Raw genomic sequence first — 18,417 nt, forward strand, 5'->3', positions numbered from 1 at the left:
TATTTCGGGAGGAGCAACATGAAAACAGCAATAACCGAGATGTTCGGCGTGAAGTATCCCATTATATGCGGAGCGATGCAGTGGCTCTGTAAACCGGTGCTTTGCGCCGCCATCTCCAATGCCGGAGGGTTGGGTAACCTCACCGCCGGCAACTACGAGACCGAGGATGATTTTCGAAACGCCATTCGGGAGACCCGCAAATTGACCGACAGGCCCTTCATCGTGGGGCTTACCATTCTTCCGTCGGTGCGCATCACGGCGGAGCACCACCAGATGTATCTTAAAATCTGCGCCGAGGAAAAGATCGCGGGCATCGAGGTGTCGGGCGCCCCGATCGACAGGGTCTCCGGGCCGGAGATGATCGATATGCTGAAAAAAGCGGGGGTCAGGCTTTTCCATAAGGTGGGATCCGTGCGTCACGCAAAACACGCCGAGAAGGCCGGATATGACGGGATTTATGCCGCGGGCATCGAGGAGGGCGGACATCCTCTCAACGACGATGTCACCACCATGGTGCTCACGCCCAGGATCGTCGAGTCGGTAAAAATACCGGTGGTGACGGTGGGGGGTATTGCGAACGGGAAAACCATGGCGGCGGCCCTGGCGCTGGGAGCCCAGGGCGTTATGATGGCCAGCCGTTTCATGGCCACAAAGGAATGTGTCGTGCATGATAACATCAAACAAGAGATCGTTAAACGCCAGGAAAACGAGACCACCCTTATCTGCAAGTCGCTGCACCTGCAGGGCAGGGCGCTGAAGAACCAGGTGGTTGCCGAAATATGCAAGATAGAGGAGAGCGGCGGTAAATTCGAAGACCTCTATCCCCTGATCGCCGGCGAGCGCATGAAACGCGCGTGGGAAGATGGAGATGTGGAGGTGGCCCCCATGATGGTAGGCCAGTCCATAGGCCTTATCAACGATGTCGTTACCTGCAAGGAATTGCTGGACCGGATGGTCAGGGAGGCCCAGGAAGCGCTAAGTAAGGCCGGTAAATTGTTTTAACAGCCCGGCCTGCGCTGGGAAAAGGCGGCAGCGGTCACTGCCGCCTTTTTCCGCCGGTCTCTTGCCATTTTCTCCCAAGCCGCAGCCTTCTCATCCTTTCTGGGTAAATCCCTCAAGCAGACTCTCGAGCATTGTCTTAAACTCCGGCGCCGCTGTCGCCTCCAGCAGCGCGGCGTGTTCCGCCGAGAGGTGGACCAAAAGGTCCATCCCGGCCGAGCCGTAGATCATGCGCTTTATGGCCGAGGCCGTCTTCGGCGGCAGGGCGGCGATGCGCTCGGCGATTTTCTGGGTCTCATCGTTCAGCAGATCGGCGGGGAAAAATTTCGTGATGATTCCCAGCCTCGCCGCCTCCTCTTCGCGGATATCCTCGCCAAGGAGGGCTATTTCCAGGGCGCGTGATGTTCCGGTCATCCTGGGGAGGGACCAGTTAATGCCGCCGTCTCCGGTCAGCCCAATCGATGAATAGGCATACCGCAAACGAACCCGTTCGGTGGCGACCCGTATGTCCGATGCCAGGGCCAGCGCAAGTCCGTATCCGGCGGCCAGCCGGTTGAGGCTGGCCACTACCGGCTTGGGACACTGTCGGAGCTCGGCGATGGCCCTGTGTGCAATGGTGGCGAGTTCGCCTATAACGCGGGCGGGATCGTCGGAGCCGCTCACCTCGAGCACGTCGGCACCCACCGAGAAGGCCTTGCCAGATCCGGCGAACACGATTACACGGGTGGTCGGGTCTTCAATGGCCCTGCCCAGGGCGGAGAAGGCCTCCCTGCCCAGCTCGAGGTTAAAGGCATTGTAAACATCGGGCCGGTTGAAAGTGATCCAGGAAACGGGACCTCGATTTTCACACAGGACGAGTGGGTCTGACATCTCATTTGCCTCGTTATTATGCATATTACCGCGGAGCCGGCAGGTTCAATCGCGATTCCGATTACTGCCGTCCGCAGACCGGCCAAAACGGACCACTGGCAAACCCCCTTCTCCGGGGGTGTTTGGTGAATACTATGACAGTATGGTTCGCGATGCTTTTATACCATCCGTATCGTGCCAGTCCGCCACCCGCCATGGCATGGAGGGCGATCTCAAAGGTGAACCCATCACGCTTAAAACTGGTCGCGCAGCCCCCCCCGCAGCCCGTGAATACAAACGATACGAAGACCGGAACTACAAACCCATATATCACGCCTATAAGTTTCATTCCCACCTCTTCGGTGCTGGGCGCCACAGGTTCTATTATACCGCTGTCCCATGGAAACACGGGTATGATTAAAAAACGCTAATAGTTTCCATAATATATAGACTTGGAAATCGCTGAAAACTTCAGGCAACAAAGGAGTTCAATGGCATGATTATGACAAATACGATACCGGCAAATATTCAAGCAATTTTTAATACATGGGGAATTCAGCCTCCTCATTCCCGGGGAAAGCTCCGGGACATGGCACTAAAAGGGGCGGTCCGAGGAAATGAATGCCCTTTGGCAGAACAGGAGAGCGCGCTTGAGCAGGTCGCATCGGCCGTTATCCATCATTCGCTGGAATTGCAAAACAATGAATTACCGTTTAAAATAATTATTGTATTGACATATATTGAATTGTATTCAATAATAAATCCGTATTCAATATTCCATGGAATTCAAATACGCAGGTGAGGATATTCTGCAATGGATATGATTGACACAAGGATTGACACTCATTCGGACGAGTATCGGAGTAATTATGAAGCTATGGAAAAGCGGGTCGCCGAACTCCGTGAAGAACTTCTCAAAGCGCGTGATGAGCGATCCCAGAAATCCAGGGACCGTCTGGCCTCGCAGGGGAAATTACCCATCCGCAAGAAAATCGAGCTGCTTTTGGACAGGAACACACCCTTTTTGGAGATTGCGCCGCTTGCCGCCAGGGAAATGTATGACGGCACCATCCATGGGGCGGGGTTTGTATCCGGTATAGGAGTTGTGGAAGGGAGAGAAGTGTATGTAGGCGGGAATGATTCCATGATCAAGGGCGGTTCGAGCTATCCGATGACGGTCAAGAAGACGCTGCGCGGCCAGACCATTGCCATGGAAAACCGCCTGCCGATGGTGACGCTGCTCGATTCCGCCGGTGGGTACCTGCCACTGCAGTCCGAGGTGTTCCCGGATATCGACGACGGTGGCAGGATATTTTACAACCAGGCGATATTGTCGAAAAAGGGCATCCCCCAGATCACCGCGGTGATGGGTCTCTGCACTGCCGGAGGTGCCTACATACCCGCAATGTCCGATGAGACGATACACGTGCAGGGGAACGGCGCCATCTTCCTCGGTGGACCGCCGCTGGTGAGGGCCGCCACCGGCGAGGTGGTGACCGCCGACGAACTCGGTGGCGCCGACGTCCACTGCCGGTATTCCGGGGTCTCGGATTATTTCGCCGACGATGAAAAGCACGCCATCTCCCTGCTGCGCAAGGTCATTAAAAACCTGCCGCGCGGCGAGAAGACCAGACTCGATACGCGGGACCCGGCAGCGCCACTGTACGACCCGAAGGAGCTCTACGGTATAACCAGCAAAGAGCTGAAGGTCTCCTATGATGTAAGGGAGGTGATCGCGCGGATTGTGGACAGGAGCGAGTTCCTGGATTTCAAGGAGCTTTATGGTTCTACGCTGGTCTGTGGATGGGCCTATATCCACGGGTATCCCGTGGGCATCCTCGGCAATAACGGGGTCCTGTTTTCGGAGAGTGCGCAGAAGGGGGCCCAATTCATCCAGCTTTGCGACAGAAGAAAAATACCGCTGGTCTTTCTTCAGAATATCAACGGGTTCATGATAGGGCGCGAGTATGAAAAACGCGGCATCACCAAGGACGGGCATAAGATGGTGAACGCCGTTTCGACGGCGACGGTGCCCAAGTTTACCGTGATAATCGGGGCCTCATTCGGAGCAGGCAATTACGCAATGTGCGGGCGGGCCTATTCCCCCCGCTTCCTGTGGATGTGGCCTAACGCGGAGATCGGCGTTATGGGCGGGGAACAGGCGGCGAATGTTCTGGTGACACTCAAGCGTGACCAGCTTGCGAAGGCCGGAATGCCCCCGATGGCCAGGGATGAAGAGGACGCGATACGGGAGCCCATTATCGCCGCGACGAAAAAAGAAACCAACGCGTATTACAGCACATCGAACCTGTGGGACGACGGCATAATCGATCCGGCGGACACCAGGGACGTGCTGGGGCTTGCCATCTCCGCGTCGCTGAACGCCCCCATCCGGGACGATGTCCTCGGATACGGGATCTTCAGGATGTAGAGATGGCGGGGCGTTCCGGGTATCCTGTTGTTGACATGCCGGGTTATACCTCGGCGATGGAGGGCGCAAAGTGTTCAAAAAAATCCTGATAGCAAATCGCGGTGAAATTGGGGTCCGGGTCATCAACACCTGCCGGGAGATGGGCATAACGTCGGTGGCGGTCTACTCCGATGCCGACCGGCATGCGCTGCATGTGTTGAAGGCGGACCAGGCCGTGCGCCTGGGCGGTCCGCCCGCCGCGGAGAGTTACCTCAATATCGACAGGATCATCGACGCCGCGAAGCAGACGGGAGCCGAAGCCGTTCACCCGGGCTACGGGTTCCTCTCGGAGAACGCCGAATTCGCCGCGCGGTGCCTGCGGGAAGGCCTCGTCTTTATCGGCCCGTCGGCCGACACCATCCGGAATCTGGGGGATAAAATCACCGCGCGAAAGATCATGATCGAGAACAATGTTCCCGTGGTGCCGGGCACATTTGCCGCCGAAACCGACCCTGAAGTGCTTGGCAAAGAGGCGGACAGGATAGGCTACCCGGTGTTGATCAAGGCGACAGCGGGCGGCGGCGGGAAGGGTATGCGGATAGTTTCGGCGCCGGGGGATTTCCGGGACGCGTGCGTTTCCGCATCACGCGAGGCGGCGGCCGCTTTCGGGAATGGAAATGTGTATCTCGAAAAATTTCTCGCAAGGCCCCGGCACATAGAATTCCAGATACTGGCCGACACCCATGGGAATATCATCCACCTCCATGAGAGAGAATGTTCCGTACAGAGAAGGCACCAGAAGATCATAGAGGAAACGCCGTCCATCGCGCTGGGTGATGATCTACGGAAAAGGATGGCCGCGGCGGCGGTGGCCGTCGCCGCAGCCTCGGGCTACGTAAATGCGGGGACGGTGGAATTTTTGCTGGACCGTGATGGCGGCTTTTATTTCCTGGAAGTCAATACCAGGCTCCAGGTGGAGCACGCCGTCACCGAGATGGTGACCGGCATCGATATTGTGAGGCAGCAGATAGAAATAGCATGCGGAAACCCGCTTCCCTTCCGGCAGGAGGACATACGCCCCCGCGGCCACGCGATTGAATGCCGCATATACGCCGAAGACGCGGAGAAGGATTTTTCGCCGTCGCCCGGCACCATCCGTTTTCTGAAAGAACCCTCGGGCCCGGGAATACGCCATGACTGCGGGATATACGCGGGATTCACGGTGCCGATGGAATACGATCCCATCCTCGCGAAGCTCATCACCCATTCCGAAAACCGGAAAGAGTGCATCAGCCGGATGATCGAAGCGCTCCGGGACTACGCCCTGCTGGGCATAAAGCACTCCATCCCTTTCCTGATAGACGTGCTCCGCTCCGACGCCTTCGCCGATGGGGATCTCTGCACCGATTTTATCGAACTTAATTTCAGTGAATGGAAACCAACACGGGAACGAATTAATGAGGCTTTCATCGCCTTCCTCGCGGACGATATCTCGGGAGAGAGGGAGACGGCGGCGTCCACGTTTTCGGACGACAGCCGGTCGTCGCCGTGGCGCACCCTGGGAAGCTGGAGATTGTAACGACCGGGGCGCTGACCCCCGGCGGATACCTTAGAGCAGGAGATGTTGATACGTGGAATACAGGCTGAGAATCGGCGAGGAAACGCGAACATTCACCATCGACGCCGGAGGCGAAGGCAGCTTCCGGGTTTCGTGCGGGGAGAGCTCCTTCGAAGTGACATGCACCCGAGTGTCGAACCACCACCTCGGCCTGGATATCAACGGGCGGCGGGTCAACGCTTATATAATAAGGGATGACAGCGGTAAAACGATCGCGATCGACGGCGTCTCGTACCTGGTACAGGATGCGGACCGGCTCGAGCAGGCGGCGTCGGGCGGGAAAAGGCGGGATGAGTCCCCGGGCGAGGTGATATCAACCATCCCCGCGACGGTTATGGCCGTCAGGGTGGCCGAGGGGGAGACGGTGAAAAAGAACCAGCCGGTGATCGTCGTCTCGGCGATGAAAATGGAAATGACGCTCAAAGCCCCCTACGACGGCATCGTTAAAAAAATTAATGTCGCTGTGGGCGAGAACGTAATGTCTGGAAATGTGCTTGTAGATATTGAAAAGAGCGGGTGAGGATAATACGCCAGGACGGGATCAGGTGGATGAAATATATTTTCATGGAGATGGAAATATGGATGAAGCGCATTTGCTGTATACAGTTGAAAAGGGAGTTGGATACATCACCATCAACCGCGAAAAGCAGCGGAATGCCATCACGCCGGAGGCGGTAGCGCTCTTCCACGAGTACCTCGGGAAGACGTTGAATGACCCGGAGGTGAAAGCCATTCAGGTGACCGGGTCGGGCGAGAAGGCATTCTGCACGGGAGCGCAGCTGGGCGACGGGATGTCGACCGAGGGGATGAAGGTCTTCGAGAGCTACGCAAATTTATTGAAGCGGATCGCGGGTTTTCCAAAGCCGACGGTCGCCAGAGTCAAGGGCCATTGTCTTGCCGGGGGGATGGGACTCATGCTGGCCTGCGACATAGTGGTGGCCAGCGATGATTCCGGTTTCGGGACCCCGGAGGTAAACGTGGGGCTGTGGCCCATGATGATCGGCGCGCTTATATTCAGGAACGTTCCCCGGAAGAAGGCGATGGAGATGATACTGCTGGGAGAGAGGATAAGCGCCGCGGAAGCGCTCGGTATGGGGCTTGTCACCCGCGTGGTTCCGAAAGAGAAGCTTGACGAGGAAACACGGACAATCCTGGAAGCCCTTGCCATAAAAAGCCCGATCGGGATGAAAATAGGGAAAGAGGCTTTTTACGCGACAAGGGACATGCCCTTTGAGGAGTCGTTGGATTTTCTGTCGGAAAAAATCAAGGAAGTGGTGAGCACCGATGATGCAAGAGAAGGGATCACCGCGTTTATTGAAAAACGAAAACCAAATTTCACGGGCAAATAGCATGCAGGTCCACCAGGGGGATATATGAAGGAGAAGAATAAACAAAACCGCGAGAAGGTCATCATCGCCAATTGCAGCGGTTTCTTCGGAGACCGGTTATCCGCGGCGAAGGAGATGGTGCAGGGTGGCCCCATCGATTATCTCACCGGTGATTATCTTGCCGAGCTTACCATGGCGCTCCTGTTCAGGCAGAAGCTGAAGAATCCAAACGGAGGTTACGTCCCTACCTTTCTGAAGCAGGTGGAGGAGGTCCTTGGTGAATGTCTCGACAGGGGAATACGGATCATTTCGAACGCGGGCGGCCTGAACCCGCGGGGGCTGGCGAATGAGCTGAAGGCGCTCGCGGACAAGCTGGGGCTGAAACCGAAAATAGCATGTATCGAGGGGGACGATATTCTCCCGCGGCTTGCCGAGCTGCAGGAAAAGGGAGAATCCCTCGCGCACCTCGATAAAGGAATAAGCCTCTGGGAGGCGAAGGGCATGCCAATCACAGCTAACGCGTACCTCGGGGGATGGGGAATCGTCGAGGCGCTTAATAAGGGCGCGGACATCGTCATTGGCGGGCGTATCGCCGACGCGGCGGTGGTGTCCGGCCCGGCCGCCTTTCACTTCGGGTGGAAGAAGACTGATTGGGACAGGCTTGCCGGCGCGGTCGCGGCGGGCCACATCATCGAGTGCGGTGCCCAGGCCACGGGTGGCAATTATTCCTTTATAGACGAGATACCCAGCTTCCTGAAGATGGGCTATCCCATAGCCGAGGTCTTCGAGGACGGGTCCTTCGTCATTACGAAGCATCCGGGCACCGGCGGCCTCGTGTCGGTCGATACGGTAAAGGCGCAGCTGCTCTATGAAATAAGGGAGCCCGCGTACCTTACGCCGGATGTTATCGCGCACTTCGATACCATCGACATTTCACAGGAAGCGCCGGACCGGGTCAAGATCACCGGCGTCCGGGGCGGGCCGCCCACCGATACGACCAAGGTGTGCCTCAACGTCATGGGCGGGTACCGCAACTCCATGACAATCATTCTTACCGGCCTTGATATTGAAAAAAAGGCGAAGATATTCGAGGACGCGCTCTTCGACAGCGTGGGGGGGAGGGATGCGTATGAAACCGTCGAAGTGCAGTTGATCGCGTCGCAAAAAGAAAATCCCGAAACCAATGAAACGGCGTTCGCGTATTTCAAGATATCGGTGAGGGACCCCGACGCGGAAAAGGTGAACCGGTTCTCTTCAAAAATAGTTGAGCTGGGACTGGCGAACATTCCCGGTTTCACGGCGACGGCGCCCCCGGCAAAGGGGACCCCGGTAATAGTCCACTGGCCGGCCCTTTTATCGGTCAAACACATCGAGCAGAAAATATCAGTCGACGGGGAGGAATCCGTTGTCCAGGCGGAGATCCCGAAAGCTGCCGGTTATGCGGCGCCTGAAAAGAATTTCGCTCCGCTTCCCGCGGTGCCGGGAGGCAATACGGTGAAAATCCCCATGGGACGCCTGTTCGCCACCAGGTCCGGCGATAAGGGCGGCAACGCCAACCTGGGCGTGTGGGCGAAAAACATCAAAACCTACGCCTTCCTGAAGAGTTTCCTCACGGAGGACAAGCTCAGGGAGCTTTTAAAAGACCTGCGGGGATATGAGATAGAGCGCTATGAGCTCCCCAACCTGCTGGCGGTCAACTTCTATATAAAGGGGATACTGGGAGACGGGGTCGCCGCATCATCACGGTCCGACCCGCAGGCCAAGACGCTGGGTGAATACCTGCGCGCCAGGATCATTGAAGTTCCCGAGGCCATAGTGGAGAAACAGAGCGGGGAGTAATGCCGCTTGCAATGATGCGATCCCGCTTGCCAGCGTCGGCAAGGTCGACAAAAGGCTCGACGGAGGGCCGTGGTTTGAATTGCGATATCACACAATGCGGAGGGTGCAATGTACTTCAACGAGGAACATAATATGTTCAGGGAAACACTGCGCCGCTTCATTGATAACGAAATAAACCCGTATGTCGACGAATGGGAGGAGAAAGGGACCCCGCTCCATAACCTGTTTAAAAAAATGGGCGACCTCGGTTTTCTCGGCGTTCGGTATGATCCGAAATACGGCGGGCAGGGGCTGGATTACTGGTTTGAAGTCGTATTTCTCGAAGAACTGGGGCGCATTCACGGACTGGGGGTGGCGACGGCTATCGCCGTTCAGACCAATATGGCGACCCCTGCCATCGCGGCCTTTGGCAGCGACTATCTAAAGGAAAAATATCTCAAAGCCGCCATTGCCGGCGACATGGTGTGTGCTATCGCGGTTACCGAGCCGAATGCGGGCTCCGATGTGTTCGCGATCCGTTCGAATGCGAAGAGAAATGGGGACCACTATATTTTGAATGGGTCGAAAACGTATATTACCAATGGAGTCCAGGCCGATTTCCTCACCCTCCTTGCAAGGACGAACGAGAACGCCGGGCATCACGCCTTCGGGCTCTTCGTGGTGCCGACGGACCTGCCGGGCGTTTCGGTGAGTAAAAAACTGGACAAGCTCGGCTTGAGGAGCAGCGACACGGCGGAACTGTTTTTCGATGAGGTGAAGGTACCCGCCGAGAATATCATCGGACAGGAGGACGAGGGATTCATCTACCAGATGCAGCAGTTCCAGCACGAGCGGTTCGCCATGATACCCGGCGCGTACGTGTGCGCCAAGGAAATGATAGATCTCACCGTGGATTACATCAGGCAGAGGATCGTGTTCGGCAAACCGCTCATCACCAAACAGGTCCTCAGGCACCGGCTGGCCCACTGGCTGACCGAGATGGAGTGCCTGAAACAGCTCGCCTATCACATAGTTCGGATGAAGATGGCGGGACTTGACCCGACACGAGAGGTATCCATGGGAAGGATTATATCTTCCGAGCTGATCAACAAGGTGGCCGACGGCTGCCTGCAGATGTTCGGCGGAATGGGGTTCATGAATGAAGCGCTTATATCCCGGTATTTCCGTGATGTGAGGATCATGTCGATCGGGGGAGGAGCTACTGAGATCATGCATGAGATAATCGCCAGGATTGAAGGATACTGATTTGTGGACCACATCGGGAATTGCCCGGCCAGTCCCTGCGGGAAGGTGTTTTCGTTATACACCGAACTCCGGCAATGCCCTGCCGGGGAAAATGCGGGATTTCCATGTATTTAAAGGGTTAGCTATTGGACCATTCAGATACCATTAACGCCAGTCGTTCCCGCCCGCACGATGACTTCAGTGCGGCAGGAATTCAGTCCGGGCTCCGCACACGTCTTTTTGGGAGGACGGATCTATACTTCTATGATGAAACAGGTTCCACAAATGATCAGGCTATGGTTCTGGCTGAACGGCACTGCCCGGAGGGAACGGTTGTTATCGCCGACTGCCAGAGTCGCGGGAGAGGACAAAAGGAACGGGAATGGCACTCCCCCCGTGGAACAGGAATCTATCTTTCCCTTGTCCTGCGTCCCGACATCCCGCCGCAAGAGGCGCTGAAAATCACGCTGCTCTCCGCCGTAGCCGTTGCGGAAACGCTCATCCAACTGACGGCACTGGATGTCCGGATAAAATGGCCCAACGATATTATAATCAACGGGAAAAAAATTTCAGGTATTCTTTCCGAAGTGAAGACCGGAAAGAATTCGGTAAACTATGTGGTTGTTGGAGTGGGTATTAATGTCACCACCCGGGAGGAGATGTTCCCCGAGACGATCAGGAATATCGCCACATCGGTGTTGATCGAATCGGGGAAAGAGGTGTCCCGTGCAAAGATTATATGCTCTTTTCTTGAAATGTTTGAACTCAGCTACACGGCCTTTCTGAACGGCGTGTGCGATGGAATCCTTGCGCGGTGGAAGGAGCTTGCGCGGATTATGGGGAAAAGGATACGGGTTGAGGTGGACAACAATGCAGTAAGCGGCATTGTTCAATATATTGACACGAACGGGTTTCTTTTCCTAATGGATGACAACGGAGATATCCGGCGGATCTGCTCGGGAGACGTATGCTTCTGTTGACAGGCATTTTGCCCGGATAATTCGGTATGAACCTGGCAATTATTATAATCTATTTTCTGGGGATGATAGCCGTGGGGGCCGTAAGCCTGCGGCATTCCCAAAGTCTCAGCGGATATCTGGTCGCAAACCGGAAGGGCGGCGCTTTTGTCATTACCGGCTCTCTTCTGGCCACGATACTCGGCGGTTCCAGCACTATGGGCATGGCGGGGCTGGGATACAGCTGGGGACTCGTCGGGGCGTGGTGGCTGCTTTCCGGGGTCGCCGGCATGGCGGTACTTTCCCTCTGGCTCTCCAGGAGGATACGCGCCCTTAGCGTTTATACCCTTCCCGAAATACTCGAAAAACAGTATGGCAGCCCAGCTGTTAAAATTATCATTTCGGCCCTTATCTCCGTGGCGTGGATCGGTATTATCGCCGGTCAAACCATAGCCTGCGGAAAAATCCTTTCGGTTTTATGGCCCGGAAATTCTGTCGCCTTTATAATTCTTTCAGGAGCCGTGTTCATAGCTTATACCGCCCTGGGCGGCCAGTATTCGGTAATAAAGACCGATGTCATCCAGTTCTTCATTATCGTCGCGGGGGTGGCGGTGTGTGTCGTATACGGTATCAGTTCGGCCGGCGGATTATCACGGATGTTTCTGGATTCTCCGGCGGGGCACTGGTCCTTTCCCCTGTCAGAGTCCTTTGGCACAGTGAAGCTCCTGACTTTTCTTTTCTTCGTGGGACTGCCGTATCTTGCCGGCCCCGACATTTACAGCCGTCTATTCAGCGCACGGACACCGGAGGTCGCGAGGCGTTCCTCGGCCATTACCGCCCTTATTCTGATACCGGCAGCTTTTGGTATTACGCTCATAGGGATGGTTGCGCGGGTATTGCTTCCCGGGATATCGCCGGAAAACTCTTTTCCATCCCTTGCCATGTACATCCTGCCGGTGGGTCTTAACGGACTGGTGATCGCCGCTCTGCTGGCGGCCGTGATGTCCAGTGCATCTACATGTCTGCTGACAACGGGCACCATCCTTACAATGGACGTAATCGCGCCTATCGGCGGCAAAAAACTCGGTGAGGGCATGCTGCTACTCCTCTCCCGAGTAATGGTAATAATTGCAGGAATCATTGCCGTCCTCGTTGCTATTTTCAGCGAGGGAATTATCAGCGCTTTGCTCCTGGCGTACACTGTATACTCTGCGGGGGTCGTGGTGCCGCTGCTGCTGGGATTTTATGCCCGCCGGCTCCGGTTGAATCAGGCCGGGGCGATAAGCGCGGCTCTGGGAGGCGGTTCTCTCGCCCTCGCACTCAAGCTTGCCGGGTTCAATGATCTTATTCTTATCAGCCTCCCCGTTTCCGCGATCCTTCTGTTTATGGGAAGTGCGGGCTGGGCCGTTTATGGCAGGAGGCGCGGGTGACCCGGCAATTATCCGCTTGCGGGAGTCGCATCGGCAAGGGTGATATATCGGAATTGACGGCGTTTTATCCGGAATCATTATGCATACAATCAATCTAAGAAGGCCCCCGGGCGCGTGATGAAAACCACAGAAAATCAGGACAATGTTCCGCGGCATATTCAACGCAGAAAACGTGACAAGGAATTCAGGTACAAAACGTTATTGAAAGCAGCGGAATCCCTTTTTGCAGAAAAGGGATACAATGAAACAAGCATCGAAGAAATAGCCTCGCTTGCGGAGGTCTCTCCCGGAACGGTGTATTTCTATTTTGCCAACAAGGAAGACCTGCTTGTCAACCTGATCAGGGAAATAGGGATTCATCTCCGACAGCTTCTCGGAAATGTTTACGCCGGGGCGCAGACTGCAAAAGAGGGGATGAACAGTGTGGGTATTGCCTTCTTCAGGGATTTCTGCCTGCGGTCCCCCGAAAAACTTTCAATCTTCTTCCGCGAAGCAGTGGGGCGGAGCGCGCTGGTCGAGGAGGAGCGGAAAATTGTTTATGAGTTGATTACCGCGGATATAAAGAATGCGGTGATGCAGATAAGCGATTCACTTGACGAGAATGACAGATCACGGCTTGCCGCTGAAATTATCGCTGTCTGTATCGTTGGCATCTATGAAAAGCTGGCATACCATTACCTGCTGTGGTCCAATCAAACCTCGCAAATCATGGATATCGCTGAAGATGCCGTAATGGTGGTTTCGGGGGGTATTACCAATTTGCTTTCCAGATTTCCAGCCTTTCCGCAAAAGCCGGATGGCTGATACACCCTTTTCGCCATGTCGTGAAAGGTTGGCGATATCGAAAAGATGGCGCTATTTCCGCAATTTTATCAAATACCGGACAATGGCCATTCGGATATTTTATCCCCGAGGAAGTGTCAAGGGACCAGGATAATCTGGATTCGTCACTCGGAATTAAGGCCGGTTTTTCGCGATCCATCACAGATTGAGAATTACGGAATTATACGTGTGAAGTTAAAAACACGTCCCCCGCCGCCGGCGGGGGACGTTCGTATCGTCATCGAAGACCTCGCTGACTGTGCACTGCGATTCTCCGGGGGGGCGCCTATGTCGCACCACCCCCGCCGCTTCTCATCACGTTACCTGCGGAAGTACCGTCGCGCGAAGCATCTTCTTGTCGAACTTGCCCACGCTGGTCTTCGGAATGGCATCCATGAACACCACCCTGTCCGGCACCCACCATTTCGCGACCCGTTCCTTGAGATAATCGATGATCTCGTCTTCGCTCACCGTTCCAGCCGCGCCGGGCGACAGCACCACGCAGGCAAGGGGGCGCTCCTGCCATTTCTCGTGCGGCATGCCGATCACCGCGGCCTCCATTATCTTGGGATGCGACATGATCTCGTTTTCGAGGTCTACCGACGAGATCCATTCCCCCGCGCTCTTAATGAGGTCCTTTGTCCTGTCCACGAGACGGATATAACCTTCCGCGTCGATTGTGGCGATGTCGCCGGTGTGGAGCCATCCGTCCCTGAAGGTTGCTTTGCTTCGCTCGGGGTCTTTGTAATATTCGTCCGCGATCCAGGGCCCGCGCAGGCACACCTCGCCAATCTCCGCGCCGTCCCAGGCCACCTCGTTGCCGGTGTCCAGACTCTTTACCAGCATGTCGAGACAGGGCACCAGCATCCCCGCGGTGGTTTTGACGTCGTAGAGCTCTTTTTCCGAGCACCCCGCCATGTAGCTCTTCGGGAGCGCCACCGTGGCCAGCGGAGAGGTTTCGGTCATTCCATAGGCTTGGACGATGTTGAAGTTATACTTCTTCGCCATCACCTCCATCAGGTGGCGCGGCATGGCCGAACCTCCGGAATAAACGGCGTTCAGTTTCGAGAAGTCATGCTCCCCGCCGTCCTCCAGATACTTGTGAAGCATCATCCAGATCGTGGGTACGCCACAGGTGAAAGTCACTTCCTCGTCCGAGATTATGCCGCACAGCGCCTTCATGTCCAGTATCTGCCGGCCTGGGAGCACCTGCTTGCAGCCCATCATGGTGCTGGCAAACGGCGCGCCCCAGGCGTTGGCGTGAAACATGGGGACCACGTGGAGCACACATTCGCTCTCCTTCGTACCCAGTACCGCGCTGGAGGTTAGCGAGTGCAATACGAGACCCCTGTGGCTGTAGACCACTCCCTTGGGATCGCCGGTTGTGGCCGAGGTATAGCAGATCAGGGCCGGGTCGTTTTCGTTGCGGTCAATCGGAAAGTTGTACTCGTCGGGAAACGCCCCGATGAGTTCGTCGTAGAGGACAACGGGAGCGAGGCTCGTAGCGGGGAGTTTGCCGCTCTGCGACAGGATAACGTACTGCTTGACGGTCTTCAGGCGGTCCTTTACGGGCTCAAGAAGAAAGTACAGGTCCTCGTCGACGAAGATTACGCGGTCTTTGGCGTGGTTCACGATATAGATTAGATGTTCCTGCGACAGTCGGACGTTCAGCGTGTGCAGCACCGCGCCCATGCAGGGGACGCCGAAGTACAGCTCGAGGTGGCGATGGTTGTTGAGTGAGAACGAGGCCACGCGGTCTCCCTTTTTTATGCCAAGCGACTCGAGGGCGTGGGCGAGCTGACAGGTGCGGCGGTACCATTCCCCGTAAGTGTAACGGAAGGTGGAATCGCTGTAAACCGATACGATTTCCTTTTTGGTATAAAGCCTTGCCGCCCGGTTCATGAAATTGGTGAGCAGCAGCGGATATTGCATCATGACGTACCTCCTGTATCGATGTGTTTTTTTGTGCGCGATATACAACCGGGCACAGGCAAATACACGTGGATGCTATGGCTGGAGAACCGAACGCCGCGGGGCGGCGGTGCGTCAGAAATAATTAACCTGGGTGCATCCCTCCTTTTCCTTTAAGATGTCCTCGATCTCCTTTCTCTCGACCGTGTCGGTAACCGGGTCAACCTCGGTCTGACCGTCGTTCCCCGGGTGCCGCGCCCTTATAAAGCCCGCCACCCGGCAGAAGACGCAGGCCCCGGTGCCGCAGCACGCGGAATCCGTGACCGCAAAACCGGTGTAGTAAAGAAGCTCCCTGTCCCGGTAAACGATGACTGCTTCGCGCAGAAAGGAGTAGTGTCCCGAAATGGAGCCTATATCCTCGCCTATTTTCGGGTGCTTGAACATTTTTGCAGTCATCGGGAAAACCTCAATGATTTACCGCACTACCGGAGATTGCAAAAATCACATCCCGCCGCGGGCCGCGACTGCCCCCGCTTTTGCCGGGATGAATGCCATGTAATATGTACATACATGAAATAATGTAATAATACCAATATCATGAAGGATGGAAAATGTCAATACTAAAAGATGCCGTGGGAAGGTGATGGCGCGCATGGCCGAAGGTGGCCGGATTTTTCCGGCAAAGAATGCTGGAATTTCGCAGGCGGGCATGGTACGACTTCAATACGCTCCCGCGCGCCGGGTGGCGCGATTTCTTTACCGGTGGGTATATAATGAATTTACGGGTCACATTAACGGTAACCGGCGTCATAGCAATGCTGGCGGTCATTTTGTTGCTGAAAACATTTCACGACGCCGGCGAGTTTAAAAGCATTGTATCGCGATGCGATTGTGCGTGCGTCGAGTTCGGCGGTGTCGCCGGGGCCGAAGACATCACCATAGACCCGGAGACCGGGCGCGCGTTTATCTCGTCGGACCACAGGCGTGCGGCGATGGCGGGGATGGCCGTTCAGGGGGCGATATACGGTTTTGATACCCGGGCCGCGAATGCCAAACCGGTCCGGCTCACCGCCGATCTGCCGTTTGATTTCCATCCGCACGGCATAGGTTTTTACCGCGGTGATGGGAGTGGAAACCGCCTCTTCGTGGTGAATCATCGCGCGGACGGCCATTATATCGAGATCTTTGAATGGCGCCGGGGAAAACTCGTTCATATGGAGTCTATCGGGGGGGCGCTGATGCACAGCCCGAACGACGTGGCGGCGGCCGGGGCGCGCAGCTTCTATGTGACCAACGATCATGGGAATACATCCGCGGCCGGGAGGATGGCCGAAGAGTATCTTCAACTGAAGCGATCGTATGTGCTCTATTATGATGGCTCGACGTTCAGGATCGTCGCGGGAGGAGTTGGCTATGCCAACGGAATAGCCCTGAGCGCGGATGGTGGCACGGTCTATGTCGCGTCCAGTGTGGGGCGAAACCTGCTCGTTTACGGGCGCGATATTAAAACGGGTACGCTGTCGCCCGGACGTGGGATCGACGCGGGATTCGGCTTGGACAACATCGAGGTAGACGCTGACGGCTCCCTGTGGATTGCGGGACATCCCAGGATGCTGACCTTCCTCCGGCACGCCGCCGACGCGGCGGTTCCCTCGCCCTCCAGGGTGGTGCGGATCGAGCTGAAATCCGACGGCAAGGCCGCCATCAGGGAGGTCTTCCAGGACGATGGCATGAAAATCTCGGCCGCGAGCGTCGCGGCGCCGTTTCCGGACGGCTTTCTGGTCGGCGCCGTTTTCGACGAGCGTTTTCTCGTGTGCAGAACATCCGGCCGGTAGGCTTTCCCGCCGGGACCCGACGCACGGAAATTCAATATATTGTTGACAGCGGTTCGTCGCCTGCCAGAGGCTGGAGCAAGAGGGTGGCGGGGCCGCCCGTTTTATCAGAGGTGGCGAATGGAAGGCAGGCTTCAGGAAATTGCCGGCAGATGCGCCGAGATCGAGGACCAGCTCGCACGGCCGGAGATTATAAGGGACAATAACCGTTTCAGGGACCTCACCAGGGAGCACTCGCAGATCAGGCCCATCGCGGCAAAGTACGATGAATATCGTAGAATTAAAAGGGAACTGGCAGAGTCCGAAGAGATCCTGAAAAGCGAGAAGGACGATGACATGCGCCAGATGCTCCGCTCGGAGGTGGCCCTCCTCAGGGAAAGGATCGGGACGCTCGACGCGGAATTGATGGTGCTCCTGCTCCCCAAGGACCCCAATTCCGGAAAAAATGTAATCATGGAAATACGCGCGGGGACCGGCGGCGAGGAGGCGGCGCTGTTCGTCGCGGACCTCTTCCGCATGTACGGCAGGTATATCGACGACAGGAAGTGGAAGCTCGAATTATTCGAATCCAACGCCACGGGTATCGGCGGGTACAAGGAAGTGGTCTTCTCGGTTTCGGGAGCCGAGGCCTACGACTGTTTAAAGTACGAGTCCGGCGTACACCGCGTGCAGCGCATACCGAGCACGGAGTCGGGCGGGAGGATCCACACCTCCGCCGTCACCGTGGCCGTACTTCCCGAGGCCGAGGAGAGCGACGTCGTCATCGACCCCAATGATCTTCGTATCGATGTGTACCGCTCGACCGGCCACGGGGGTCAGTCGGTGAACACCACCGATTCCGCCGTGCGGATCACCCACATTCCCACTAACATGGTGGTGACCTGCCAGGACGAGAAATCCCAGCTTAAAAACAAGACCAAGGCGCTCAAGGTGCTTCGCGCGCGGCTTTTCGAGAGAATGGAACAGGAGCGCCTGGCGAAAGAGGCCCGGGAGAAGCGCTCGCAGGTGGGCTCGGGCGACCGGAGCGAGCGCATCCGCACCTACAACTTCCCGCAGTCGCGCGTCACCGACCACCGCATAGGTCTTACCGTGCATGCGCTCGAGAGCTTTCTGGAGGGGGGACTCGACGCGATGATCGACGCGCTCAGGCGGCACGACATCGAGCAGAAACTGAAGACCGTCACCGGTTGACGGACGGG

General features: G+C 56.3%; 15 protein-coding genes. 12 read left to right on the forward strand and 3 right to left on the reverse strand.

Translation table 11 applies throughout. From position 1 onward, the window contains the following. Positions 1 to 18: 18 nt before the first annotated feature. A complete protein-coding gene (locus VLM75_07750) occupies positions 19 to 1,002 on the forward strand; it encodes a nitronate monooxygenase family protein (protein HSV96813.1) in 984 nt (327 codons plus the stop codon). A 90-nt stretch (positions 1,003 to 1,092) separates the two neighbouring features. Here the strand turns inward: VLM75_07750 and VLM75_07755 are convergent, their stop codons facing one another. Further along, on the reverse strand, positions 1,093 to 1,869 hold the full coding sequence (locus VLM75_07755) for an enoyl-CoA hydratase/isomerase family protein (protein HSV96814.1): 777 nt from the start codon (positions 1,867 to 1,869) through the stop codon (positions 1,093 to 1,095). Positions 1,870 to 2,662: 793 nt separating this feature from the next. On the opposite strand from VLM75_07755, the gene VLM75_07760 reads away from it, so the two are divergent. From VLM75_07760 to VLM75_07800, 9 genes are all read left to right on the forward strand, one after another. Continuing rightward, positions 2,663 to 4,279, forward strand: coding sequence for a carboxyl transferase domain-containing protein (locus tag VLM75_07760; GenBank protein ID HSV96815.1), 1,617 nt, complete (start codon positions 2,663 to 2,665; stop codon positions 4,277 to 4,279). A 70-nt stretch (positions 4,280 to 4,349) separates the two neighbouring features. Next, positions 4,350 to 5,837, forward strand: a complete 1,488-nt coding sequence (locus tag VLM75_07765; GenBank protein ID HSV96816.1) for an acetyl-CoA carboxylase biotin carboxylase subunit — start codon at positions 4,350 to 4,352, stop codon at positions 5,835 to 5,837. Between the two features lie 52 nt (positions 5,838 to 5,889). Beyond that, on the forward strand, positions 5,890 to 6,396 hold the full coding sequence (locus tag VLM75_07770) for a biotin/lipoyl-containing protein (protein ID HSV96817.1): 507 nt from the start codon (positions 5,890 to 5,892) through the stop codon (positions 6,394 to 6,396). A gap of 58 nt (positions 6,397 to 6,454) precedes the next feature. Further along, on the forward strand, positions 6,455 to 7,225 hold the full coding sequence (locus VLM75_07775) for an enoyl-CoA hydratase-related protein (protein ID HSV96818.1): 771 nt from the start codon (positions 6,455 to 6,457) through the stop codon (positions 7,223 to 7,225). 24 nt (positions 7,226 to 7,249) lie between these two features. Then, a complete protein-coding gene (locus VLM75_07780) occupies positions 7,250 to 9,043 on the forward strand; it encodes an acyclic terpene utilization AtuA family protein (GenBank protein HSV96819.1) in 1,794 nt (597 codons plus the stop codon). Positions 9,044 to 9,151: 108 nt separating this feature from the next. Next, positions 9,152 to 10,288 (forward strand): acyl-CoA dehydrogenase family protein, encoded by a 1,137-nt coding sequence (locus tag VLM75_07785; GenBank protein HSV96820.1) that lies wholly within the window; start codon positions 9,152 to 9,154, stop codon positions 10,286 to 10,288. A 125-nt stretch (positions 10,289 to 10,413) separates the two neighbouring features. Continuing rightward, positions 10,414 to 11,247 (forward strand): biotin--[acetyl-CoA-carboxylase] ligase, encoded by an 834-nt coding sequence (locus VLM75_07790; protein ID HSV96821.1) that lies wholly within the window; start codon positions 10,414 to 10,416, stop codon positions 11,245 to 11,247. A gap of 26 nt (positions 11,248 to 11,273) precedes the next feature. Next, positions 11,274 to 12,653 carry a sodium:solute symporter family protein gene (locus VLM75_07795; protein HSV96822.1) on the forward strand — a complete coding sequence of 460 codons (1,380 nt, stop codon included), beginning with the start codon at positions 11,274 to 11,276 and terminating at the stop codon, positions 12,651 to 12,653. 117 nt (positions 12,654 to 12,770) lie between these two features. Further along, positions 12,771 to 13,457, forward strand: a complete 687-nt coding sequence (locus tag VLM75_07800; protein ID HSV96823.1) for a TetR/AcrR family transcriptional regulator — start codon at positions 12,771 to 12,773, stop codon at positions 13,455 to 13,457. Between the two features lie 333 nt (positions 13,458 to 13,790). Here the strand turns inward: VLM75_07800 and VLM75_07805 are convergent, their stop codons facing one another. Together VLM75_07805 and VLM75_07810 are read right to left on the reverse strand one after the other, a co-directional pair. After that, positions 13,791 to 15,410 (reverse strand): long-chain fatty acid--CoA ligase, encoded by a 1,620-nt coding sequence (locus VLM75_07805; protein ID HSV96824.1) that lies wholly within the window; start codon positions 15,408 to 15,410, stop codon positions 13,791 to 13,793. A gap of 111 nt (positions 15,411 to 15,521) precedes the next feature. Further along, a complete protein-coding gene (locus VLM75_07810) occupies positions 15,522 to 15,842 on the reverse strand; it encodes a hypothetical protein (GenBank protein ID HSV96825.1) in 321 nt (106 codons plus the stop codon). A gap of 317 nt (positions 15,843 to 16,159) precedes the next feature. Between VLM75_07810 and VLM75_07815 the strand changes: the two genes are divergently transcribed. Both VLM75_07815 and prfA read left to right on the forward strand, forming a co-directional pair. Then, positions 16,160 to 17,221 carry an SMP-30/gluconolactonase/LRE family protein gene (locus VLM75_07815; protein HSV96826.1) on the forward strand — a complete coding sequence of 354 codons (1,062 nt, stop codon included), beginning with the start codon at positions 16,160 to 16,162 and terminating at the stop codon, positions 17,219 to 17,221. 117 nt (positions 17,222 to 17,338) lie between these two features. After that, positions 17,339 to 18,409 carry a peptide chain release factor 1 gene (gene prfA, locus VLM75_07820; protein ID HSV96827.1) on the forward strand — a complete coding sequence of 357 codons (1,071 nt, stop codon included), beginning with the start codon at positions 17,339 to 17,341 and terminating at the stop codon, positions 18,407 to 18,409. The last annotated feature ends 8 nt before the right edge of the window (positions 18,410 to 18,417 follow it).

It is taken from the genome of Spirochaetota bacterium (assembly GCA_035477215.1).
Lineage (GTDB): Bacteria > Spirochaetota > UBA4802 > UBA4802 > UBA5368 > MVZN01.